The sequence below is a fragment of the Nocardia sp. NPDC023852 genome (genome assembly GCF_040639505.1).
GTDB lineage: Bacteria > Actinomycetota > Actinomycetes > Mycobacteriales > Mycobacteriaceae > Nocardia.
Genome location: NZ_JBFAAB010000002.1, coordinates 227,830 through 249,991 on the forward strand (window position 1 = coordinate 227,830; position 22,162 = coordinate 249,991).

Genomic DNA, 22,162 nt, shown 5'->3' on the forward strand with positions numbered 1-22,162 from the left:
GGTTTCAGACGCTGGCGGCGAGGAGCTCACCCGCGTTGATGGTCGGGTCGCCCTTCTTCCAGTTGCAGGCGCACAGCTCGTCGGACTGCAGTGCGTCCAGCACGCGCAGTACCTCATCGACATTGCGGCCCACCGAACCCGCGGTGACCGAGACGAACTGGATCTCGTTGTTGGGGTCGACGATGAAGGTGGCGCGATCGGCGACGCCGTCGGAGTTGAGCACGCCGGTGGCCGTGGCCAGTTCGCGCTTCAGATCCGACAGCAGTGGGAACGGGAGGGTCCTCAGGTCCTCGTGCTGGGCCCTCCACTGGAAGTGCACGAACTCATTGTCGACCGACGCGCCGAGCACCTGCGTGTCTCGGTCCGCGAACTCCTCGTTGAGCTTGCCGAACGCGGCGATCTCTGTGGGGCATACGAAGGTGAAGTCCTTGGGCCAGAAGAAGACAACTCGCCACATGCCCGCGTGGTCGTCGCTGGTGATCCTGGTGAAGTAGTCGTCTGGCTGCTGAGCGTCGACCTTCGACAGGTCACCGCCGATTACAGCGGTGAGGTTGTACGCCGGGAATTGGTCGCCGATGGTCAGCAGGGCCATGCTTGTCTCCTCGTCATGTTGGTTTGCGAGCGCTGTGTTCGATGTACGGTCTCAGCGGGGCCGCGAGCGATCTTGCCGAACGGTCGGTAAAAGGTAAAGGTGATCAGTCGCACTACACTGATAGGCGTGACTGATCAGACTTATCAGCCGACCCTGTCACAGCTGCGTGCCTTCGTGGCGATCGCGGAGTACCGCCATTTCGGCACTGCGGCCGCCCGACTCGGTGTGAGTCAGCCCACGCTATCTCAGGCGCTGGCGGCACTCGAAAACGGGCTCGGGCTCCAGCTGATCGAACGGAGTACCAGACGTGTGCTGGTGACCGCAGCCGGGATGCGGTTGCTGCCAAAGGCTATGGCGACGCTGGAGGCGGCCGACCGGTTCGTGGCTTCGGCGACCGGTGACGGGCTCGGCGGCACGCTGCGGATGGGCATCATCCCGACGGTCGCCCCCTATGTGCTGCCCGGTCTGTTGCCCGAGCTACGCAAGAAGCTTCCCGCGTTGCATCCGCAGATCATCGAGGATCAGACCGCGCGACTGCTGGACGGGCTGCGCACCGGCGTGCTGGACGTCGCGCTGCTCGCGCTGCCCACCGAGGTGCCCGGCCTGGTCGAGATCGCGCTTTACACCGAAGAATTCGTGCTGGTCACCGCCCGCGGCCACGAGCTCGCCGGGCGCAAGGACCTCTCGGCGTCGGCACTGGACGCCCTGCCGCTGCTGCTGCTGGACGAGGGGCACTGCCTGCGCGATCAGACGCTGGATGTGTGCCGCTCGGCCGACGCCCACCCCGCCGCCGTCGGCGACACCAGGGCTGCTTCCTTGGCGACAGTGGTGCAGTGCGTCGCGGGCGGTCTCGGTGTGACCCTCATCCCGGAAATGGCGGTCAGCGCCGAAACTTCCCGTGGCACATTGGATACCGCCCACTTCGCCGCGCCGGCCCCCGGTCGTACCATCGGTCTGGCCTTCCGTGCCTCGAGCGCCCGTGCCGACGACTACGAATACCTGGCCGCCATCATCCGCGTCCAGCGCCCGACCTGACCCAGTGCCCGATACAGGTGGGTGCCCCGCGCCGAGTTTGCGCAGAACGGGCACAGTGGGAGGTGTGCGTGCGGGGAGAGGTGAATGGAGTCGCGGATCGGCACTGGACGGCTGAGTGGAATCGGTGGGCAGGATCATGCCTTGTTCGCCTATGGCACGCTGCAGTTTCCCGAGGTGTTGAAGGTATTGCTCGGGCGGGTTCCTTCGCTCGAACCGGCCGAACTGACCGGCTGGCGCGCGGCGGTGCTGCCGCGGCGGCTGTACCCCGGTTTGGTCCTCGCTCCCGGCGAGCTGACTCACGGCGCCGTGCTCGCCGGTCTCAGCGCGGCCGAGTGGATGGTCCTCGACGCGTTCGAGGACGACGAATACGATCTGCGCCGGGTGCGCGTGGGCGACCGGGTCGAACCGGTGTGGACCTACGTCTGGACGGCCGCCACCGATTCCGCGGAGTGGCGACGGGATCGGTTCGCCGCGGATCATCTCGCCGCTTTCGCTAGCCGGTCCGCGCGGTGGCGCCGTGCTCCCGGTCTGTCCTCCGATCCGGGAACGCCGGTGTGGCTCGACTCGGCTGAGGGCCCGGCGGTGTGCGGCCCTGCCGGCGCGGGTCGCGTCGGCTTGCCATTTCAAGACGACCGGTCGTATATTCCATGCATGGCACGCCCACGGCGCAGTGCGGACACGCGGCAGCTTCTCGTGGAGGAGGGCGCCGCGGGTTTCCTCATGAACGGCTACCACGGCACCGGGATCAAGCAGATCCTCGATAAGGTCGGCGTGCCGAAGGGGTCGTTCTACAACTACTTCGACAGCAAGGAGAGCTTCGGTCTCGCGATCATCGAGCACCACTCGCTCTGCGTGCAGCGGAATCTGGGCGAGGCGTTCGATGCCTCGCCGGATCCGGTGAGCGGACTGCGGACGTTCTTCGGGCGGCTGATCGACGATTTCGCCGCGGCCGAATTCACCGGCGGCTGTCTGATCGCGAATCTGGGTGGCGAGCTGGAAGGCAGTGAGCTGCTGCGGGAATCGCTGTCCGAGGCGTGGGGGGCCTGGCGCGACCGCGTCGCCGATCAGCTCGCGCAGGGGCAGCGGCTCGGTATGATCCGTTCCGACATCGCCGCCACCGAACTGGCCGATATGTTGCTCGAATCATGGGAAGGGGCGGTGATCAGAATGAAGATCGACCGAACCCTGGCGCCGCTGGGCAAGTGTCTGGATCGCCTGCTCGGCGACTACTTCCGGCCCTGACGCGGGCCTTCGCTTCCGGCGTCTTCGCATGCCCATGATAAGACGACCGGTCGTATCGGATGAGAGAAGGACAATATGGCGAAGACGGTCATCGTGACCGGGTCCTCCAGCGGAATCGGGCGCGACATCGCGCGGGCGTTCGTGGCACGCGGTGACAACGTTGTGCTCAACGGGCGCGACGGGAACAAGCTCGCGGACGTGGCCGCCGGACTGGGTGTCCCCGACCGAGTGGTGGCAGTCGCGGGCGATATCGGTGCACCCACCACGGGCACTGCGCTGGTGCGTGCCGCCGTCGAGCGATTCGGCGGGGTGGACGTGCTGGTCAACAACGCGGGGATCTTCGGAGCCAAGCCGTTCCTGGACGTCACCGAGCAGGACCTGGACAGCTATCTGAACGGAAACCTCAAAGGCACCTACTTCACCACACAAGCCGTCGTGCGGCGGCTGCGCGAGCAGGCGAGGGGCGGAACCATCGTCAACATCGGCACGGTGCTGATCAACCACGCCCTCGCCGGGCTCCCCGCCTCGGCGGCGCTGGTCAGCAAGGGCGGCGTGCACGCGCTGACCACCAGCCTCGCCGCGGAACTCGCTGCCGACGGCATCCGGGTCAACGCGGTCGCCCCCGGCATCATCCGCACCCCGCTGTTCGGCGACGGCGACGAGGACGCCTCCGGCGAGTTGGCGCTACTGAACCGGATCGGCGAAGTGTCCGAGACCACAGCCGCGGTGCTGTACCTCGCGGACGCCACGTTCACCACCGGTCACATCTTCCCCGTGGACGGCGGGTTCCTCGCGGGAAGGGCGGCCTGATGCCCTACGTGAACATCAAGGTCACCGACGCATTGCGGAGAACGCCGAACGCACCGGTTCCGCGATCGGAGCCGGTGGTTCAGACGTCTGCTTACACGCGCAGTGCGTGCGGTTCGATCGCGCCGCGCACCAAGGCCTGCGTGTCGATGGTCTCCGCCTTGTACGGAAGCAGTGCGAGGCGATCGGTCATCCCCTCGACCGGGGCGTCGACCTTGTCGACCAGGCCGAACAGGAACGACCACTCGTGCTCGTCGCTGCCGTAGTGCACGACGGTGCCGAACTGTTCGTGGAAACGCTGCCAGGACCGCTTCAGGGTCTCGTTGCGCCACATGGTCGCGCATCCGGCCTGGGCGCACAGTACACCGCCGGGTGCGAGCAGAGCGCGACATCGGGACAGGAACTCCGTCTCGTACAGGCGGTTGTGCTGCGCGTCTTCGACGCGCTCGTCGGGCAGGTCGATCACGATGACGTCGTAGCGGGTGCCCGACTCGGCGGCGCCCGCCAGGAAATCCCAACCGTCGGCGTAGTGCACCGTGATCGGTCCCTCGCCCTCGACCGCGGCGGCCAAGTCTGCGCTGGTGTAGCCGTAGGGCAGATGCTCGGCGCACAACTCGACCTCGAGCTGATCGATGTCGACGTGGTCGACGTGCTGGGCGCCCGCCGCGACCGACATCTGGCTGGCCACACCCTCACCGGAACCGATGATGAGCACTCTGTCCAACTTCTCGGCCAGCACGAAGGCGGGAACCATCATCGCCTCGTGGTAGGTCAGCTGGGAGAACTCGGTGGACTGGCGGTCGTCGTCGGAGAACAAGCTGATGCCCTGCTCGGTCCGCGCGATGACCATATGCTGGTAGGGGGTGTGGGTGTCGATGATCACCTCGTGCAGATCCCAGATCCGGGTCAGGCCCGCGCCCACCGGCTCTTCGATCCGCTGCCCGCCGTGACCCCTGCGGATGACCTGCATGCGAACATCTTTGGGGGACAACGAGTCCCGAAGCGTTTCTACTGCCTTCGAGGCACCGGCGCCGATGCTGCCGCAGGTGAAGACGTCGACGAAGATGTCGCCGGACTCCGGATAGGTGTGAATCGAGGCGTGGGACTCCGACAACAGCGCGAGGACGGTCACCCCCTGCGGATCGAACTTCTTGTGTACGACATCGCAGATGGTGACGCCCGCCGCGATCAGAGACTTACGCAACGCCGATTCGAGTCGTTCGAGATCGTCGCAGAGATCCGCGTCGACACCACCGAACTCGGCTAGCACATGCCAACCGGTGAATTCCGCCGTCATGGGCAAACTCACTCTCGCTCAGCGCCCGAGACATGAACGGTCAGGGGCGGAAAACCATTGAAGGACACCGACGAATAGCTCGCGGTATAGGCACCGGTGTCGAGGATTCGAACGCGATCACCGGCTCGCAACGTGGTCGGTAACAGGACTCGCGTGCGTTGATACAGTACATCGTCGCCGTCGCAGGTCGGACCGGCTACCACCGCCTCGTCGACGGGGTCACCGTCCCGGTCCGTCGAGAACCGGTAGACGATGTACTCGTTCTCGGTCTCGGCCATTCCGTTGTACCGGCCGATATCGAGATACACCCAGCGTCGTCCGTCCGGCGCGATGCGGACCCCGACGACCTCGGCGTGGATGGTACCCGCCGAACCGACCAGCGCTCGGCCTGGTTCGACGACCAATCCGGTATTCCCGGAGAGGAATTCGGCCGCAGCGTGGTTCACCACTGCGGCGATCTCACCCAGCGCGGGTGCGTCGTCGGCATAGGAGATCGGCAGTCCGCCGCCGATGTTCACCGAGGTGACCGGAATATCCTTGTCCGCCAGTGCTTCCGAGATCCGGCCCGCCTGCTCGATGCCGATTCGCCACGCGTCGGGGTCCAATTGCTGCGAGCCGACGTGGAAGTACGGACCCGCGACGACCAGCCCCAGATCCCTCGCCCGAACCAGCAACCGGAACGCCTCGCCCGGGGTGCAGCCGAACTTGGTGCCGAACGGCGTGCGGGACTCCGGAGCCGAGGCGAGGAAGCGGCACTCCACCTCGGCGCCGGGGGCGTGCTCGACGATGCGCACAAGGTCGTCCTCGGTGTCGAAGGCAAAGCGGCGCACGCCCAGTGCGAATGCGCGGGTGATGTGGGTGGCCTTCTTGATCGGGTTGCCGTAGCAGAGGCGCTCCGGCGCAACCCCGAGTGCGAGGCACAGGTCGATTTCGCCGATACTGGCGACGTCGAACTCCGCGCCCTCCACGTCGAGCAGGCGCACGATCTCCGGCACCGGACTTGCCTTGACCGCGAAGCGAATCCTCGTCGGTGCGCCGGTGCCCGCGGACAGGGCGGCATCGAGCGCGCGGTAGTTGTCGCGCACTCGCTCGGGATGGATGACCAGGTACGGTGATTCGGGCATAGGTGATCTTTCGCTTCGGCAGCGGGGGAGAGAGTATCAGCGGCCATTACCCAGAAACGAATCCGTCAAACCTCGGATTCGCCGCTCGGCCGCCGCATTCCGTATCAACGATCGATTGGAGCGTCTGAACTGCGTGTCTGCGTGTGTGGGTCAGCCGGCAGACACGGTGACGTCGTCGAAGACAACCTCGCCCGCGGCATCCGACTCGGCGAGATCCACCACCGCGTCGATCGACCAGCCATGGTCGCCCGCCGGGTCGTCGAGCACCTGCCGCACACGCCAGAATCCCGGTCTTCGTTCGATCTGGAACAACTGGGGCCCTCGGGCATCGGGCCCGGTCCCGATCCGCTCGTATTCGGCGAAGTAGTCCGCGAGCGCGGCCGCCCAGTCGCGGCCCGGGCTCAGCTCGGCCAGCTCATCCCAGCGCCGCAGTGCGGCCAGCTCCACGCGGCGGAACATGGCGTTGCGGACCATGACCCGGAAGGCGCGCTCATTCACGGAAATCGGGCGCACCGTCTCCGCGCCGAACGCGATCTGATCGGCGTCGGTCTCCGCACCCGGGTTGGTCAGTTGCTCCCATTCGTCCAGAAGGCTCGAATCCACCTGGCGGACAAGCTCACCGAGCCACTCCGTGATGTCGTCGAGGTCCTCGGTGCGCGCCGATTCGGGCACCGTGCGCCGCAACGCACGGTAGGCGTCGGCGAGGTAGCGCAGCACCACGCCCTCGGAGCGGGCCAGCTCGTAGAAGGAGATCAGCTCCGCGAAGGTCATGGCACGTTCGATCATGTCGCGCACCACCGACTTCGGTGCCGGCGCGAACTCCGACACCCACGGATGCCCGGCGCGGTAGGTCTCGTACGCCGGCTCGATCAGCTCGGCCAGCGGTTTGGGCCAGGTGACCTCTTCGAGAAGCTCCATCCGTTCGTCGTAGTCGATGCCCTCGGCCTTCATCTCGGCGATCGCCTCGCCGCGCGCCTTGTGCTGCTGAGCCATCAGCAACTGGCGCGGGTCCTCCAGCGTGGATTCGATGAGCGACACCACGTCGAGGGTATAACTAGTGGACGTTTTGTCCAGCAGGTCGAGCGCGGCCAGCGCGAACGGTGACAGCGGCTGGTCGAGGGCGAAGTCGCGTTGCAGGTCGACGGTCAGGCGGGCGCGGCGGCCCTGCGCGTCGGGTTCCGGCAGCTGCTGCACCACACCGGCGTCGCGCAGCGCACGGTAGAGGCGTATGGCGCGGAGGATGTGTTTGCGTTGGGCGGCGCGTGGTTCGTGGTTGTCCTCGAGCAGATGGCGCATGGCGTCGAAGCAGTTGCCCGGGCGGGCGATCACGTTCAGCAGCATGGCATTGGTCACGGCGAAGCGCGACACCATCGGCTCCGGTTGGGCAGCGACCAGACGGTCGAAGGTCTCTTCGCTCCACGAGACGAAGCCCTCCGGCGGCTTGCGCCGCTGGACCTTGCGCTGCTTCTTCGGATCGTCGCCCGCCTTGGCCAGCAGCCGGGTGTTCTCCACTTCGTGCTCCGGCGCCTGCACGACGACCGTGCCCATGGTGTCGTAGCCCGCCCGGCCCGCCCGGCCCGCGATCTGATGGAACTCACGGGCTTTCAGCCTGCGGGTGCGCACGCCGTCGAACTTGGTCAGGCCGGTCAGCAGCACCGTACGAATGGGCACGTTGATGCCGACGCCGAGGGTGTCGGTGCCGCACACCACCTTCAACAGGCCCTCCTGGGCAAGCCGTTCCACCAGACGGCGGTACTTCGGCAGCATGCCCGCGTGATGCACGCCGATGCCGTGCCGGATCAGCCGGGACAGCGTCTTGCCGAAGCCCGCGGCGAACCGGAAATCGCCCAGCGCCTCGGCGATCGCGCCCTTCTCCGCGCGGGTGGCGAAGTTGACGCTGGTCAGCGCCTGTGCCCGCTCCAGGGCGGCGGCTTGGGTGAAGTGCACCACATAGACCGGGGCTTGGTGTGTGGTGACCAGCTCCTCGAGGGTTTCGGTGATGGGGGTACGGGCGTAGGAGAAGCTCAGGGGCACGGGGCGTTCGGTGCCCGCGACGATCGCGGTGGAGCGGCCGGTGCGGCGCTGGAGGTCGGTGGCGAAGAAATCCACCTCGCCGAGCGTCGCCGACATGAGCAGGAACTGGGCGCCGCACAGTTCCAGCAACGGAACCTGCCAGGCCCAGCCCCGGTCGGGATCGGAGTAGAAATGGAATTCGTCCATCACGACTTGACCGACGTCGGCGTCCGCGCCCTCGCGCAGGGCCATGTTCGCCAGGATTTCCGCGGTGGCGCAGATGATCGGCGCCTCCGGGTTCACCGCGGCGTCGCCGGTGACCATGCCGACGCGTTCGGCGCCGAATACCTCGCACAGCGCGAAGAACTTCTCGCTGACCAGAGCCTTGATCGGGGCGGTGTAGTAAGTGCGCCTGCCCTGAGTGAGCGCGAACAGGTGCGCGCCGACCGCGACGAGCGACTTTCCGGAACCGGTGGGGGTGGCGAGGATGACGTGGGATCCGGACGCCAGCTCCAGCAGCGCCTCGTCCTGCGCCGGGTACAGCGGGGTGCCCTGCGCGGCGGCCCACATCCCGAACGATTCGTACAGCGCGTCGGCGTCGGTGCCCGGGATGTCGAGCAGTTCGGTCAGATCCACTCCGACCACCCTACGGCCTTGCTATCGGACGCCGAAGCAGGGGCGATCGGCTATCGGGACCGCGGCGCGGTCATTCCTGCTCGCCCTTGTCCTCGCCGTGGTAGCCGCCCTGTTCGGCAAGGAACCGTTCGAACTCGGCGCCCAGCTCGTCGCCGCTCGGTAGTTCGCCGTCACCTACCAGCAGGCTGGATTGCCGTTCCTGGGCGGTGACGAAGCTGTCGTACTGACGCTCCAGAGCGTGCACGACGGTCTCCACCTCGGAGTTGCCCGCGATATGTTCATTGACCTGCTCGCGCACCCGGGCTGCGGCCTCGCCGAGCGCGGCCAGCGGAATCTCCAGGCCCGCGTTGTCGGCGACGTTCTCCAGCAGTGTCTGCGCGGCCTCCGGGTAGGCGGTCTGCGCGAGGTAGTGCGGTACGTGCACCGAGAAGCCGATCGACTCGTGACCGTGCTGGGCCATGCGGAATTCCAGCAGCGACGACGCGCTGCCCGGCACCTGCAGTTCACCCGGCCAGCGCTGATGCTCGGAGATCAAGTCGCGGTCGGAGGAGTGCGCGGTCACCCCGAGCGGGCGGGTGTGCGGAATCGCCATGGGGATCGCGCTCAAGCCGATGCTGCGGCGCACGCCCAGCTGTTCGGCGAGCAGGCGCACCGCGGTGGTGAATTTCTCCCAGCGGAGATCCGGTTCCAGACCCGCGAGCAGCAGGAACGGGGTGCCCGCGGTGTCGCGCAGTGCCCACAGGTTCAGCGTCGGCTCGGCGTAGTCGGAGAAGTGATCGGTCTTGAACGTCATGAGCGGGCGCCGCGATCGGTAGTCCAGCAGCTCGTCGACATCGAACGAGGCGACGAGTTCGCTTTCCAGGCTCTCGCGCAGGTGCGTCGTGGCCAGCCGCACCGCATGCCCGGCATCGGTGAATCCTTCCAGTCCGTGCACCAGGACCGGACCCGAGCCGTCGACGGCCGACAGCTGCGGAGCGGGGAACTCCAGTTCGTACATTCGCGACTCGTAGTCCATCGCGTACTCCTTCCTGCGCGGTTCCTCCGGCCCGGGCGAGCGCCCTTGGCACACCAGCTGTGGTTGTCTGCTCGGTCGTTTACCACCGAAGTGGTTTCGGACAAGCAGTCGTCCGAGACGGGAGACCACCATCCATTGTCCCCTATGCCGGTGAAAGCCACCGCGCACGGCCGGACGTCGGCCCATACGTCGAGGCAACAGCGTCGACGCCCCGCGCATTCCCGGCCCGGCGGCGTGGCAGCGCGGGCGACCACGGGGATTTTGGCACAGTAGGTGTGTGACCGTGGCAGATTCGACGCGCACGTGGCTGGGCTGTGTGCTGCCCGTCGCGTGGGCGGTGCTGCTCGCCGGATGCGGGTCGGCCATGTCCGGGCATCCGGTCGCGTTGTCGCCGACCGCGGTGACCCGGCACGTGAGCGTCGAACTGCCGATGCTGCTGCCGGATCCGGTGCAATTTCCCGCGCCGTACGCGGCGGTGGTGTTGCCGCCGGAGGCTGCCGCCCAGGCCGCCGGGGATCTGAACGGGATAGGGCGCGGGGCGGATGCGCAGCCGAGTGGTTGTGTGGCGCCGGAACAGAAGTTCGGGCCCGATCAGACGGCGATTGCGGTCGGTACGGACAACGACACGCGCGCCACTATGACCGTCGAATTGACCCGCACCGACGAGCCATTGGCGTCGCTGCGTGCCCGGCTGACGAAATGCGGCTCGGTGCGGGTGAGTCGCGCCGGCGCTGTGAGCACCGTGACGACCGAGCTGGATCCGCCTCCGCCGGTCGACGCCGACGACGCACTGGCACTGCGCAGAGCGGTCGCGTCGGAGGTAGGCGGCGCGAGGCTGACCCAGTCCATGCGCACGCTCATCGGTCAGGTCGGGGATGTGCGAATCTCCGTGACATACATGTCGTTTGCCGGCGAAAAGCCGGATACCTCGGCGTTGGACGAATTGTTCACGGCAGCCGTGCGGAAGGTGCGGACGAGGTAGCGCACTGCGGTCCGGCCCGGGCGGCACACTAGCAGGCTGCACCGACACAGTCGCCGCTCAGGACGGCCGTGAGCGGTGGCGATCCACAGCCGAAGAGGCTTCCCAAACCCGTTCGAAATGCCTGGTCGCCGCCGACCTGGCGGTGGCATTGGAGCGCAGGCTCGATGCATGACCACTTCCGCGACCCCGTTTTCCACTCCCGAACCTGCCGACACCGGGCATACGGGCCGGGACAATACGTTCTGCTCGCGCCTCCGCAGTCGGCGTGCGCTGCCATGTCCTGCCCCGTCTGTCGCCAGGACATGGACGGTGCGCGCCGAAACCGGTGCGCACCCGGTGTCTACGAGCGATACGGCGGACACCGAGGGAGAAGGTGGGCGTCGTCCTGCTGAACGGACACGGCGGGCCCGCTGTTCGGAGGATCCGCCGCCGTTCCTCCAAGACCCGGACCGCACTGTGCGGGTGGACGATCCGGGGGAGCTGATCGCGGCTGTGCCCGCGATGATGGGATTCACCCCGGAGCGGTCGATGGTTGTGCTCGTCCTGCGGCGGGGGGACGCCCACGGCGCTCTGGTCGACGCGGTGGTGCGATTCGATCTGGAACAGCCGGATGGGCGACGGGTGCGACCCGGGACATTGGCGGGGTGTGTGGCGCGAATCTGCGCGCACGACGAAGCGGCCGAGGTGCTCGCGGTCCTCGTCGACGATCGCGCCGAAGAATCGACACCACAAGAGGGCGCGGACCGTCCGCGCTGTGCCGCAGGGCGATTCGACGCGCTGGTCGGTGCGCTCGGCAGGCGGCTGGCCGCGTGCGACATCTCGCTCGGCAGTGTGTGGGCGGTGCGTGCGATCGCACCAGGGCAGCGCTGGTGGACGCTGTCTGGCCCGGACCGCCATGGGGCCCTGCGGGATCCGGCCACTTCGCTGGTAGCCCTGACCCATGTGTTCGACGGCAGGCCGATTCGCGGCTCCCGATCCGAGCTCACCGATCTGGTCGCCGAGGATCCGCGGGCGCGTGCCGAGGTGTCGGCACAGCTGGAGGGCGCACTGGCGCTCGCGCGGGAGCGTTACGCGCGCGCCGCGCGCCGCGGTGATCCCAACGGATACAGCAGACAGGCGCTCGACTACGTGCTGTGGCAGGTCGCCAACATCGCGTCGGGCGCCGCGCTGATGGCACCCGAGCTCGCGAAATTGGCTGCTGCTCTGCGGGATCGCGCCGTACGGGACACCATGTTCGCCCTGTCCGTCGGCGATCATGCTGCCGCGGCCGAGGCGCTGTGGGGCGCGCTGGCCCGTGCCCTGTCCGGTACGGATCGCGCGGAAGCCGCCGCCTTGCTCGGCTACAGCGCGTATGTCCGGGGCGATGGTCCGCTCGCGGGTATCGCCCTGGATGCCGCGTTGGCAGCGGACCCGGATCATCCGATGGCTGTCCTGCTGGACACCGCGCTGCGGCTGGGTATGCGTCCGGAACAAATGCGCCGCCTCGCCCGTAGCGGATATCACACCGCCGCAGGTCTGGGTGTCGACCTCGGCACGCCTACGCCATGAAGCAGCTTGTGCGCGTGGGAATACCTCCGAGCGATCGAAGCGTCCCACTGCAGCTCCGATCGTACGAGGGGGTCCACCCGACTGTGATCCCGTTGACCACTCCACTGCGGCCCGTAGGCTTCAGGTCGAGACCGTGGTGTCCGCCTCGCTGCGTCGGCGAGGTCGCGCTCGCCCGGTCCGGCACACAACAGACGCGTATGGGCACGACCGCCCTAGCTCGCGCTGTGTGCGCGCGCTCCGAGCGACTGGAGGAAAGCCCAGGCGTCGGTGACGATCTCGTCGAGCTCGTTGTACTCAGGGCGCCAGCCGAGTTCGGCGATCGCGCGCTCGCTGGAGGCGATGAGAGTCGCGGGGTCACCAGCGCGGCGCGGCGCGTCCAGCGCGGCGATCGGCAGGCCGGTGACGCGCTCGCAGGCCGAGATCACTTCGCGGACGGAGAATCCGGTGCCGCTGCCGAGGTTGTAGACGCGGTGAGTGCCCGCTTCGGCGGTCCCCAGGGCCAGCAGATGGGCTTGCGCGAGGTCGCGGATGTGGATGTAGTCGCGAACCGCGGTGCCGTCCGGGGTCGGCCAATCGGTGCCGAACACCGAAATCGCCTTGCGGTGCCCGGCCGCGACCTGCAGCACCAGCGGGATGAGATGGGTTTCGACCACCCGATTTTCGCCGAGACCGCCATAGGCGCCGGCGACATTGAAATACCGCAGGCTGGTCGCCGCCAGCCCATGCGCGATCGCGTAGGAGGTGATGGCGTGATCAATGGCCAGCTTCGACGCGCCGTACGGGTTGGTTGGCTTGGTAGGCGCCTCCTCGGTGATCGGCACCTGCTCCGGTTCGCCGTACACGGCCGCGGTGGAGGAGAACACCAGACGCGGCGTTCCCGCGTGCCGCATCGCCTCCAGGAGTTCGAACGTCTTCACCACATTGCCATGCCAGTACTTCTCCGGCTGCTGCACCGACTCGCCGACCAGCGACTGCGCCGCGAAATGCAAGACACCGTCGAAAGTTTCGGCTGCCAGGAGCGCGGGCGCGGCCACCGCCACATCACCCTCGACGAACCGCGCCCGGGAGGGTACGCCGTCGGCGTTGCCGGTCGACAAATCGTCGAGTACGACGACCTCGTGTCCCGCTTCGAGCAAAACCTGCGCGCAGACGCCGCCGACGTAGCCGGCACCACCCGTAACCAGAAGTCTCACGCGTCAGACCTGCTTCACCTGGACGGCATGAGCCATCTCGTCCGACAGCTCGAAACCGCCGTGGCCCGGCACGGTGATGACCACCGAACCCGGCTTGGTCTCCACCGTCACTCGCGCGTCCGGCACCACGCCCGCCTCGCGCAGCTGGCCGATGACCTCGGGGTCGGTCTGGATGTGCTCGGCGAGCCTGCGCACCACCACGGCGTGCATGTGGCCGTGCGGCAGGTCCGACAGCCGGACCAACGTCTCTTCGGCGCTTGTCGGGGGCACTACACCGAGTTCGTCCAATCCGGGGATGGGGTTGCCATAGGGGGAGGTGGTCGGGTGGTTGAGCACCTCGACCAGACGCCGCTCCACATCCTCACTCATCACGTGCTCCCAGCGACAGGCCTCGGCGTGCACGTTCTGCCAGTCGAGTCCGATGATGTCGACGAGCAGCCGCTCGGCCAGCCGGTGCTTGCGCATCACCGCGACCGCCATGCTGCGACCCTTCTCGGTCAACTCCAGGTGACGGTCTCCGGCAACCAGCAGCAAACCATCGCGCTCCATCCGCGCTACGGTCTGGCTCACTGTCGGTCCACTCTGCTCGAGGCGCTCGGCGATTCGGGCGCGCAGAGGCACCACGCCCTCCTCCTCGAGGTCGTAGATGGTACGGAGATACATCTCCGTGGTGTCGACCAGATCCTTCACCTGTTACCCCTTCGTCGGCACGAATTCTACCCACGCACGACGGCACCGCCGTGTACCGGATCGTGTCGCTCCACGCTGTGCGATGTCGCAGCCGGCACCGCGGGAACGCGGCCGGCGCACGGCGGGCCGCCGCGATCGCACTTGCTTGTATTTGTACTGCATAGAAACGTTTCGCGGGGCTGCTTGCTTCCCGCTAGCGTTGCGACTATGGCCACTGCACCGCGGAAGGAACCTGCGGCGCCGACCTCGTCCGGTGCGGGCCGGGCGGAGACCGTCGTCTGGACCGATCGGTTTCTCGACTACGCCTGGACCGCGGAGCATCCGATGAAACCGGCGCGTCTGAAGTTCACCATGGCGCTGGCGGAAAGTCTCGGATTGCTCGACGGTGTCGAGCTGCTCGAGCCCAGCCCCGCCGGGCTCCCGGACCTGTTGCGCATACACACGCCCGACTACATCGAGGCGGTAGAGCACGCAGTACCTCCGGTCGGTTCGCCGGTCGCGCCGCCATACGGTCTGGGCTCGCCGGACAATCCGGTGTTTCCGCACATGCATCAGGCGGCCTCCACGATTGTCGGAGGCACCCTGGCCGCAGCGCGTGAGATCGCCGCGGGCCGCGCCGTGCGGGCGGTGAGCATCGGCGGCGGCATGCACCACGCGATGCCCGATTCGGCCAGCGGATTCTGTGTGTACAACGACCCGGCGGTGGGGATTTCCTGGCTGCTGGACCATGGTTTCGACCGCATCGCCTACATCGATGTCGACGTACACCACGGCGACGGCGTGCAGCGGGCCTTCTATGGCGACCCCAGGGTGCTGACCATCTCGTTGCACCAGCACCCGGCCACCCTGTGGCCCAACACCGGGTGGCCGGACGAAATCGGCGCGGGTGCGGCGGAGGGCACCTCCATCAACCTGCCGCTGCTGCCTGGTACAAGGGATGCGCAGTGGCTGCGCGGTTTTCACGCCGTGGTCCCGGGCGCGGTCGAGGCGTTCCGGCCGCAGATCGTGGTCAGCCAGTGCGGCGTTGACACCCATCGCGAAGACCCTCTCGCCGATCTGGCGCTCACTGTCGACGGCCAGCGCGCTGCCTTCCGCGCCATGCGCGAACTGGCCGACCGGCATGCCGAAGGGCGCTGGCTCGCCCTCGGCGGCGGGGGATACGGCCTGGTCCGGGTGGTGCCACGGGCTTGGACGCACCTACTGGCCACCACGTTGGGCCGCTCCATCGACCCCGCGACGCCGATACCGCAGGGCTGGATCGATCGGGTCCGCGCCGAAGCGCCCCAGGCGGATCCGCCGCGCACCATGGGAGACGGCGGAGACATCGTCTACCGGCCGTGGGACGGTCCTGGCGGCACGGGGGAGACCGGGGACGCACAGTTCGACCGCGCTCAACGTGCTGTCGACCTGGCCGTGCTGGCCACCCGCCGAGCGACTTTCGGGTTGCTGGGTCTCGATCCGGAGGATCCTCGTGACTGACTCGCCCGATACCCCGGACGCCGCCGCCACGCCGCCTCCGCAGCACTGGTTCGCCGACGTGCTGGCCTCCGATGGCGGCGTCGTGCGACTGCGTCCGATCACGCCCGACGATGGCGACCGGCTGCAGGAGTTCCACGGTGCGCTGTCCGACCGCACCCGGTATCTGCGGTACTTCGGCCCCTACCCGCGGATTTCGCCCAAGGACCTGTACCGGACCACACATGTCGACTATCACGACCGGGTCGGGCTGGTGCTGGAGCTGGGCGAGGCGATCGTGGCGGTGGGCCGCTACGAGCTGCTGGACCGGCGTGGGCCCCGGGCCGCGGAGGTCGCGTTCGTCGTGGCCGACGGGCATCAGGGGCGCGGGCTCGGCTCGATCCTGTTGGAGCACCTGGCGGGCGCCGCCGCCGAGAACAAGATCGAGACCTTCGTTGCCGAGGTGCTCGCGGAGAACACCGTGATGGTGATGGTGTTCCGGGAGGCGGGCTATCACGTCGAACGCAGCAGGGACGGATCGGTGTTGCACCTGGAGTTCGCCATCGACCCCACCGAAGCGCTGCTGTCCGTGCGGGATTCCCGCGAGCGGGCCTCGGAGGCACGCAGCGTCGGCAATCTGCTTGCCCCGCGGTCGGTCGCCGTCATCGGTGCCACCTCGGCGGCGGGCCGGGTCGGAGGGGCGGTGCTGGCGAACCTGCTGTCGGGCGTGTTCCAGGGGCCCGTATTCCCGGTGAACCCCCATCGCAAGTCGGTGCGCGGGGTCCGTGCCTACGCGACAGTCCGGGAAATACCGGACGAGGTCGATCTCGCCGTGGTCGCGGTGCCACCTACGGCGATCGGATCGGTGCTCGACGACTGCATGGCCAAGGGCGTCAAAGGACTCGTTGTGCTGACCGCGGGCTTCGGTGAGACCGGTCAAGGCGGTGTGACAGCCGAACACGAGCTGGTCGTGGCAGCCCGCGGCCACGGCATGCGCGTAGTCGGACCGAGCGCGTTGGGTATCGCGAACACCGACCCGGCGGTGGCCATGAACGCGACTCTGGCTCCGGTACTGCCCGCACCCGGACGGATCGGATTCTTTTGTCAATCCGGTCCGTTGGGGGCGGCCATCCTCGGTGAGGCCGCCGCGCGGAACCTGGGTCTGTCGACGTTCGTGTCCGCGGGTAACCGCGCCGACGTCTCCGGCAATGACATGCTGCAGTACTGGGACAGCGATCCGGACACCGATGTGGTGCTGCTGTACCTGGAGAGCTTCGGCAATCCACGCAAGTTCTCCCGGATCGCGCGCCGGTTGGCCAGGACGAAACCGATCGTCGCGGTGAGCAGCGGCCGTTTGGCCGCCCGCACCCAGGCGTCCGGGGACATGGACCGATCCATCGTGCGAGACTTGTTCGCCCAGGCGGGCATCGTCCAGGTCGACTCGATCTCCGAACTCTTCGACTGTGCTGCCCTGCTCGGCTACCAACCCCTGCCCCGAGGCTCGCGGCTCGGGGTGGTGGGCAACAGTGCGGCGTTGAACTGGCTGGCCGTCGACGCGGCCCAGGGCGAGGGCCTCGAGGTCGGCGATCCGGTGAATTTGGGCCCGCAGGCGACGCCCGGCGCCTATCTCGACGCGATGGTCACCGCCCTGCGGTCGGACGAGATCGATGCCGTGATCGTAGTTTTCGCGCCTCCGGTGCCGTTGCCGATCGGCGAGTTCGCCGATGCCATCCGCGCCGCGGCGGCCGCCGTGCCCGAAGCCGAGAAACCACTTCTCACCACGTTTGTCGCCGAGCAAGGGATTCCGAACTTGCTGGCGGTGCGCGGTGCGGGCGCCACCGCGGTGCGCGGTTCGATTCCGTCCTATCCCGACCCGGAACGCGCCGCGCGGGCACTGGCCCGAGTCCGTCGTTACGCCGAATGGCGAACCAGGCCCATTTCTCCGGTGGTGCGGCCGCAAGGAATCGACACCGACCGTGCCCGCAAGCTCGTCGCGGGGTGGATGGCAGGATCGGGCGGTCGGTGGCTCACCGATCTGGAAATCGTGGAGCTCCTTGCCTGCTATGGCATTTCGGTTGTGGAGTTTCGTGAGGTGCGCAACGCCGATGAGGCGGTCGCGGCGGCAGAGGAACTCGGCTACCCGGTGGCGGCGAAGGCGACCGGCGAATTGTGGCGGCGCAGACCGGATCTCACCGGTGTCCGGCTCGACCTGTGGCGTCCGGAAGCGGTTCGGCAGGGGTATGCCGATCTGGCCGAGTTGTGCGGCGACCCCATGCTGCACATCCAGAAGATGGCCACCAAGGGTGTTGGCTGCATCCTGCGTGTGCAGGACGACCCGTCCTTCGGCTCGGTGATCGAGTTCGGCCTGTCCGGTCTGATCATCGAGCTCCTCGGCGACCGCGCCTACCGGGCGCTTCCGCTGACCGCCGACGAGGCCACGGCTCTGATCGACGCGCCGCGCGCCGCCCCGCTGCTGTCCGGCACACCGGCCAGTCCGCGTGTCGACAAGGCCGCGCTCGCCGCGCTGGCCCAGCGCATCTCGGCCCTCTTCGACGACTTGCCCGAAATGCGGGAGCTGTGCTTCGACCCAGTGCTGGCGTCGCCTACCTCGGCCGAGATCCTTTACGCACGCGGGCGGATCGGCCCGGAACCGAGCCGCTTCGACACCGGTCCGCGCAGGCTGGGCTGAGGTCCGCACGGCTGCGCCCCAAGGCTCGGCGGGGCGGAGGGGAAGGTCGCCGACCGGCTCGCGCAATACCCGTGGAAACGCGGGAGAGCACTGTGACCGGTCGGCGCGGAAAGGTGACGTCTGCGGGCGAGTGACCGAGCCGGACTTCCGGCAGGTCTGGGAGTGGCCGACAGCGGGATTGATCAGCTGGCGTAGGCGCGGAGCCGGTCGGCCCGCTCGCCCTTGCGCAGCTTCGCCATGACTTCACGCTCGATCTGACGCACCCGTTCGCGGGAGAGGCCGAACAGCTTACCGATCTGATCCAGGGTGCGCGGCTGGCCGTCGTCCAAGCCGAATCGCAGCCGGATGACCTGCTGTTCCCGCTCGTCCAGAGTGGCGAGGACGCTGCGCACGTCGTGGTGGAGCAAACCGGCGATGACCGCGGTTTCGGCTGAGGTGGCCTCGGAATCCTCGATGAAATCGCCGAGTGGGGCCTCTTCGTCGTTGCCGACGGGCATGTCCAGGCTCACCGGGTCGCGGCTGTGGTCGAGCAGATCGGAGATCTTGTCGACCGGGATGCCGGACTCGCTGGCCAGTTCCTGGTCGGTGGCCTCGCGACCCAGCTGCTGGTGCAGCTCCCGCTTGATCCGTGCCAGTTTGTTCACCTGTTCGACCAGATGGACGGGCAGGCGGATGGTGCGGCTCTGATCGGCCATTCCGCGGGTGATGGCTTGACGGATCCACCAGGTGGCGTAGGTGGAGAACTTGAAGCCCTTGGCGTAGTCGAACTTCTCCATGGCGCGGATCAGGCCGAGGTTGCCCTCCTGGATGAGGTCGAGCAGCGGCATGCCGCGGCCGGTGTAGCGCTTGGCGAGCGAGACAACGAGGCGAAGGTTGGCTTCGAGCAGATGCGAGCGGGCGGTCTGGCCTTCACGCACGACGAGGGCCAGATCGCGTTTGCGGGCGGCCGACAGCCGTTTGCCGGTCTCCAACAGATGCTGCGCGTAGAGGCCCGCCTCGATGCGCTTCGCCAGCTCGACCTCGTCGGCAGCCGTGAGCAGTGCGGTGCGGCCGATCCCGTTCAGGTACACGCGTACCAGGTCGGCGGCAGGGCTCTGGGTGTCGAGGTCCAAATCGCTGGTGCGCACTCGAGTGGTGGCGGGGCTTGTCATGACTTGCCTCCTGTCGGTGGTGTCTCACTCCGATCAACGGATCCGACAAAGAGAAAGTTCCCCGCTACTGCTTTCATAAACCGCTCTGAACTGCGGTTTTTGTCACTCTCGTCTGAGAAGTTCCTGAGAAGCACCCCTGAGGGGAACGATCCCTGCGCAGGACCTGCACCGACCTCCGCAAAACGATAGCCGTGTGGTTACACGGGCTTGATCAATCCGTGACGTACCAATCCGGCTACCACGGACAGCGCGTCGGCCGCGAACCCGGTGCTCACCTGGTCGGATCCGTCGGCGAGTGCCAGTAGCTCGATCAGTTCGTACAACGGGAGGCCGTCCGGGCGCATTCCCGCCAGCAACGAGACGGTGGTTTCGTCCACCTCATGCTGCCAGCGCGGGCCGTCGCCGCGGTGCACCCGCACTACCTCGGGCGCCCAACCGTCGGGACCGGGCAGGTAGACGCGCTCCAGCGCAGTCGCCGGGTTGACCACGAAACGCGCGGACCAGGCCAGGCTTTCGTCACCGGCGACGGCGCGCAGCCAGGCGGAGCGCTCGAAATAGCGGACGGCCTCGTCGCCGAGTGGGTCATCGAAGCCATGCGTGAGGTCCTCGGCGAGCAGTTCGGTCGGTCCGTCGATGGCGCGCAGGTAGACGAAACCGAAGCCGATGCCCTCGACGTTCGCCGCGGCGAACGCGTCCAACCATTCCTCGGCGCGGGCCTGCGCGGACGGGTCCCGCGGGTCGAGGCCCGCGTCGCGCAGCCAGGTGCCGACGTAGAGAGCGGGGTCCGCGACGTCGCGCTGCACCACCCAGGCGTCGACGCCGTGCGCGGGCAGCCAGGACGAGACGCGCCCGCGCCAGTCGTCGCCGTCGACGTGTACCCATGCCGCCAGCATCGCGGCGGTGCCTGCTGGCGCGAGCAGGTCGGCGGCCTGCGCGATCACCAATTCGCTTGCCCCGTCGAGGGCTAAGCCGGAATCGCGATAGGTGTGCTCGATGCGGGGGGGACCGACCACGAACGGCGGATTGGCCACCACTTGGTCGAAGCGTCTGCCCCGGACCGGTTCGAACCAGGAGCCTTCGAGCAGCTCGATGTCGAGCTCGTTGAGGGCGGCGGTGGCTTCGGCCAGCCACAGCGCGCGGTCGTTGACATCGGTTGCGGTGACCCGCTGGGCATAGGAGGCGGCGTGCACGGCCTGCACTCCACAGCCGGTGCCGAGGTCGAGCACCGTGCCGACCGGGCGCGTCGGCGTGGCGCGCAGCAGCGAGAGGGAGGCATGGCCGACGCCTAGCACGTGGTCCTCGGTCAGTGCGCGCCTGCGCATCGAGTCGTCGAGGTCGGCCAGTATCCACCGGCTCCCTGCGCCCGCGTCCAGCGGGCGCAGATCCAGCGCCGCGCGGAGGACGTCGCCGTCGCGGACGAGCAGGCCCGCGGCTACCGCTCGGCCGATGTCCACCGGCGCCAGCGCGGCGGCAACCTCCCGTTCGGGCAGGGCATCGCCGAGCAGCAGCAGGCGGATGAGGGTGCCCAGTTCCCCGGCGCGGCGTGCCGCGCGGCGCACCGGAACCGGCTCCGAGCGGCCCAGCGCCGCATGCGCGTCCGCGCCGAGCACGTCGAGCAGGGTATCGGCGTCGTAACCGACCCTGGTCAGAGCGGCGCGCAGGTCTGGGCAGAGCGAAGTGAGCAGCGATCCGGTGGCGGTCGATCGGTCCGTAGGCACATCAGTACTCTGCCACCGCAACCATCCAGCACCGACCACACGTGCGCCCGGTCGCGCCCGGTACTGCCCGAGGACTTGGGTGTCGTGTGTTCCAGGCGCGAGCAGCGCCGTGCCGGTCCACGATTTGTGGGCGGGATTCAGACGCCGTGCGGGTCGCGGGCGGTAACGCAGTAGGGCGTGTCGCCCGGATCGCTCAGCACGATCCAGTGTTCGTGGCGGTGCACCACGGTCGCGCCGAGCGACTCGTGCCAGGCTGCGGTGGCGTCCATGTCGGAGGCGGACAGGTCGACGTGCGCGCTCGTCGGGCGGTCCGCACCGAGGCGCTGTAACAGCAGTTGCACCGGTAGCTGTTGTGCGGGGCGCAGCCGGGCGAACTCCGGCAGTCTGCCGTGCCGGAATTCCCACCCTGTCAATGACTTCCAGAACCGGGTCTCGGCGTCGTAGTCGGCGGGGCCGATATCCAGGCAAATCTGGTCCAGGCGCGAGAGCGTGCCGTCGGGCGCATGCACGGCGGGGGCGGGCCCGCCCTTGACGCGGCCGCTGGGGGTGAAGCAGAACGTCTGTCCGCCGGGGGAGCGCAGCACGGCGTAGTCCGGGTGGTTCGCGACCAGTTCGGCGCCCAGCTCGAGCGCGATGCGGGCAGCGGCCGCGATGTCGTCGACGTCCAGGTCGAGGTGCACACCGCCGAGGCCGGTCACCGCCTGCATCTTGATGCCCGCCGCGGCGAACAACGCGGGATCGGGCAAGAGGGTGAGGAACTCGTCGTTCTCGCCGCGGCGCGGGGAGAGCTGGGTGTCGGTGACCGTGGACCAGAACTTCGCGCAGTCGTCGAAGCGCTGTGCCGGGCGGTCCAGGAAAGCCCAGATCCACCGAATCATGTTCACTCCTGTCTTGTTGCCCCGCCACACCCTAGGCACACCTCCCCGCGTTGTCGAGAAGAGCGACGGCGTGCCACGTTGGCACGAACTTGGTGGT

General features: G+C 68.0%; 17 protein-coding genes. 7 read left to right on the forward strand and 10 right to left on the reverse strand.

The features are described from left to right. Positions 1-4: 4 nt before the first annotated feature. Positions 5-592 (reverse strand): peroxiredoxin, encoded by a 588-nt coding sequence (locus tag AB0H00_RS04750; protein ID WP_357260874.1) that lies wholly within the window; start codon positions 590-592, stop codon positions 5-7. Positions 593-718: 126 nt separating this feature from the next. Here AB0H00_RS04750 and AB0H00_RS04755 point away from each other — a divergent pair, with 126 nt between their 5' ends. The 3 genes from AB0H00_RS04755 (at position 719) to AB0H00_RS04765 (ending at position 3,679) form a co-directional block, all read left to right on the forward strand. Continuing rightward, entirely contained in the window at positions 719-1,627 is a 909-nt protein-coding gene (locus AB0H00_RS04755) for a hydrogen peroxide-inducible genes activator (RefSeq protein WP_357260876.1), read from the forward strand. A gap of 84 nt (positions 1,628-1,711) precedes the next feature. Further along, positions 1,712-2,869, forward strand: coding sequence for a TetR family transcriptional regulator C-terminal domain-containing protein (locus AB0H00_RS04760; RefSeq protein WP_357260879.1), 1,158 nt, complete (start codon positions 1,712-1,714; stop codon positions 2,867-2,869). A 75-nt stretch (positions 2,870-2,944) separates the two neighbouring features. Beyond that, positions 2,945-3,679 carry an SDR family NAD(P)-dependent oxidoreductase gene (locus AB0H00_RS04765; protein WP_357260882.1) on the forward strand — a complete coding sequence of 245 codons (735 nt, stop codon included), beginning with the start codon at positions 2,945-2,947 and terminating at the stop codon, positions 3,677-3,679. A 91-nt stretch (positions 3,680-3,770) separates the two neighbouring features. Here the strand turns inward: AB0H00_RS04765 and speD are convergent, their stop codons facing one another. The 4 genes from speD to AB0H00_RS04785 form a co-directional block, all read right to left on the reverse strand. Continuing rightward, positions 3,771-4,973: an adenosylmethionine decarboxylase gene (speD, locus tag AB0H00_RS04770; protein ID WP_357260885.1), complete on the reverse strand. Its 1,203-nt coding sequence runs from the start codon at positions 4,971-4,973 to the stop codon at positions 3,771-3,773. 8 nt (positions 4,974-4,981) lie between these two features. After that, a complete protein-coding gene (locus tag AB0H00_RS04775; RefSeq protein ID WP_357260888.1) occupies positions 4,982-6,097 on the reverse strand; it encodes a type III PLP-dependent enzyme in 1,116 nt (371 codons plus the stop codon). A gap of 150 nt (positions 6,098-6,247) precedes the next feature. Beyond that, positions 6,248-8,746, reverse strand: a complete 2,499-nt coding sequence (locus tag AB0H00_RS04780) for a DUF3516 domain-containing protein (protein WP_357260890.1) — start codon at positions 8,744-8,746, stop codon at positions 6,248-6,250. A 70-nt stretch (positions 8,747-8,816) separates the two neighbouring features. Next, a complete protein-coding gene (locus tag AB0H00_RS04785; RefSeq protein ID WP_357260893.1) occupies positions 8,817-9,761 on the reverse strand; it encodes a PAC2 family protein in 945 nt (314 codons plus the stop codon). Between the two features lie 277 nt (positions 9,762-10,038). On the opposite strand from AB0H00_RS04785, the gene AB0H00_RS04790 reads away from it, so the two are divergent. Both AB0H00_RS04790 and AB0H00_RS04795 read left to right on the forward strand, forming a co-directional pair. Further along, positions 10,039-10,743, forward strand: a complete 705-nt coding sequence (locus tag AB0H00_RS04790) for a sensor domain-containing protein (protein ID WP_357260896.1) — start codon at positions 10,039-10,041, stop codon at positions 10,741-10,743. A gap of 309 nt (positions 10,744-11,052) precedes the next feature. Further along, complete coding sequence (locus AB0H00_RS04795; RefSeq protein WP_357260898.1) at positions 11,053-12,291, forward strand: DUF4192 domain-containing protein; 1,239 nt, start codon at positions 11,053-11,055, stop codon at positions 12,289-12,291. 212 nt (positions 12,292-12,503) lie between these two features. Here AB0H00_RS04795 and galE read toward each other — a convergent pair whose 3' ends face one another. Both galE and AB0H00_RS04805 read right to left on the reverse strand, forming a co-directional pair. Next, positions 12,504-13,484, reverse strand: coding sequence for a UDP-glucose 4-epimerase GalE (gene galE / locus AB0H00_RS04800; protein ID WP_357260901.1), 981 nt, complete (start codon positions 13,482-13,484; stop codon positions 12,504-12,506). Positions 13,485-13,487: 3 nt separating this feature from the next. Continuing rightward, positions 13,488-14,174 (reverse strand): iron dependent repressor, metal binding and dimerization domain protein, encoded by a 687-nt coding sequence (locus tag AB0H00_RS04805; RefSeq protein ID WP_357260905.1) that lies wholly within the window; start codon positions 14,172-14,174, stop codon positions 13,488-13,490. A 207-nt stretch (positions 14,175-14,381) separates the two neighbouring features. Here AB0H00_RS04805 and AB0H00_RS04810 point away from each other — a divergent pair, with 207 nt between their 5' ends. Both AB0H00_RS04810 and AB0H00_RS04815 read left to right on the forward strand, forming a co-directional pair. Further along, entirely contained in the window at positions 14,382-15,653 is a 1,272-nt protein-coding gene (locus AB0H00_RS04810; RefSeq protein ID WP_357260908.1) for an acetoin utilization protein AcuC, read from the forward strand. Continuing rightward, entirely contained in the window at positions 15,640-18,318 is a 2,679-nt protein-coding gene (locus AB0H00_RS04815; RefSeq protein WP_357262347.1) for a GNAT family N-acetyltransferase, read from the forward strand. The genes AB0H00_RS04810 and AB0H00_RS04815 overlap by 14 nt, the downstream gene beginning before the upstream one ends. A gap of 182 nt (positions 18,319-18,500) precedes the next feature. On the opposite strand, the gene AB0H00_RS04820 is transcribed toward AB0H00_RS04815, so the two are convergent. From AB0H00_RS04820 to AB0H00_RS04830, 3 genes are all read right to left on the reverse strand, one after another. Next, positions 18,501-19,469 (reverse strand): sigma-70 family RNA polymerase sigma factor, encoded by a 969-nt coding sequence (locus AB0H00_RS04820; RefSeq protein WP_357260910.1) that lies wholly within the window; start codon positions 19,467-19,469, stop codon positions 18,501-18,503. A gap of 197 nt (positions 19,470-19,666) precedes the next feature. Beyond that, positions 19,667-21,187, reverse strand: coding sequence for a methyltransferase (locus AB0H00_RS04825; protein ID WP_357260913.1), 1,521 nt, complete (start codon positions 21,185-21,187; stop codon positions 19,667-19,669). A 137-nt stretch (positions 21,188-21,324) separates the two neighbouring features. Next, on the reverse strand, positions 21,325-22,065 hold the full coding sequence (locus AB0H00_RS04830) for a VOC family protein (protein WP_357260915.1): 741 nt from the start codon (positions 22,063-22,065) through the stop codon (positions 21,325-21,327). Positions 22,066-22,162 lie beyond the last annotated feature (97 nt).

What these genes read in the sequence shown, in the direction of transcription:
- AB0H00_RS04775 (WP_357260888.1), bottom strand. Translation starts at nt 6,097, where the DNA reads ATGCCCGAATCACCGTACCTGGTCATCCATCCCGAGCGAGTGCGCGAC.
- AB0H00_RS04810 (WP_357260908.1), top strand. Translation starts at nt 14,382, where the DNA reads ATGGCCACTGCACCGCGGAAGGAACCTGCGGCGCCGACCTCGTCCGGT.
- AB0H00_RS04760 (WP_357260879.1), top strand. Translation starts at nt 1,712, where the DNA reads ATGGAGTCGCGGATCGGCACTGGACGGCTGAGTGGAATCGGTGGGCAG.
- speD (WP_357260885.1), bottom strand. Translation starts at nt 4,973, where the DNA reads ATGACGGCGGAATTCACCGGTTGGCATGTGCTAGCCGAGTTCGGTGGT.
- AB0H00_RS04765 (WP_357260882.1), top strand. Translation starts at nt 2,945, where the DNA reads ATGGCGAAGACGGTCATCGTGACCGGGTCCTCCAGCGGAATCGGGCGC.
- AB0H00_RS04750 (WP_357260874.1), bottom strand. Translation starts at nt 592, where the DNA reads ATGGCCCTGCTGACCATCGGCGACCAATTCCCGGCGTACAACCTCACC.
- AB0H00_RS04820 (WP_357260910.1), bottom strand. Translation starts at nt 19,469, where the DNA reads ATGACAAGCCCCGCCACCACTCGAGTGCGCACCAGCGATTTGGACCTC.
- AB0H00_RS04785 (WP_357260893.1), bottom strand. Translation starts at nt 9,761, where the DNA reads ATGGACTACGAGTCGCGAATGTACGAACTGGAGTTCCCCGCTCCGCAG.
- AB0H00_RS04830 (WP_357260915.1), bottom strand. Translation starts at nt 22,065, where the DNA reads ATGATTCGGTGGATCTGGGCTTTCCTGGACCGCCCGGCACAGCGCTTC.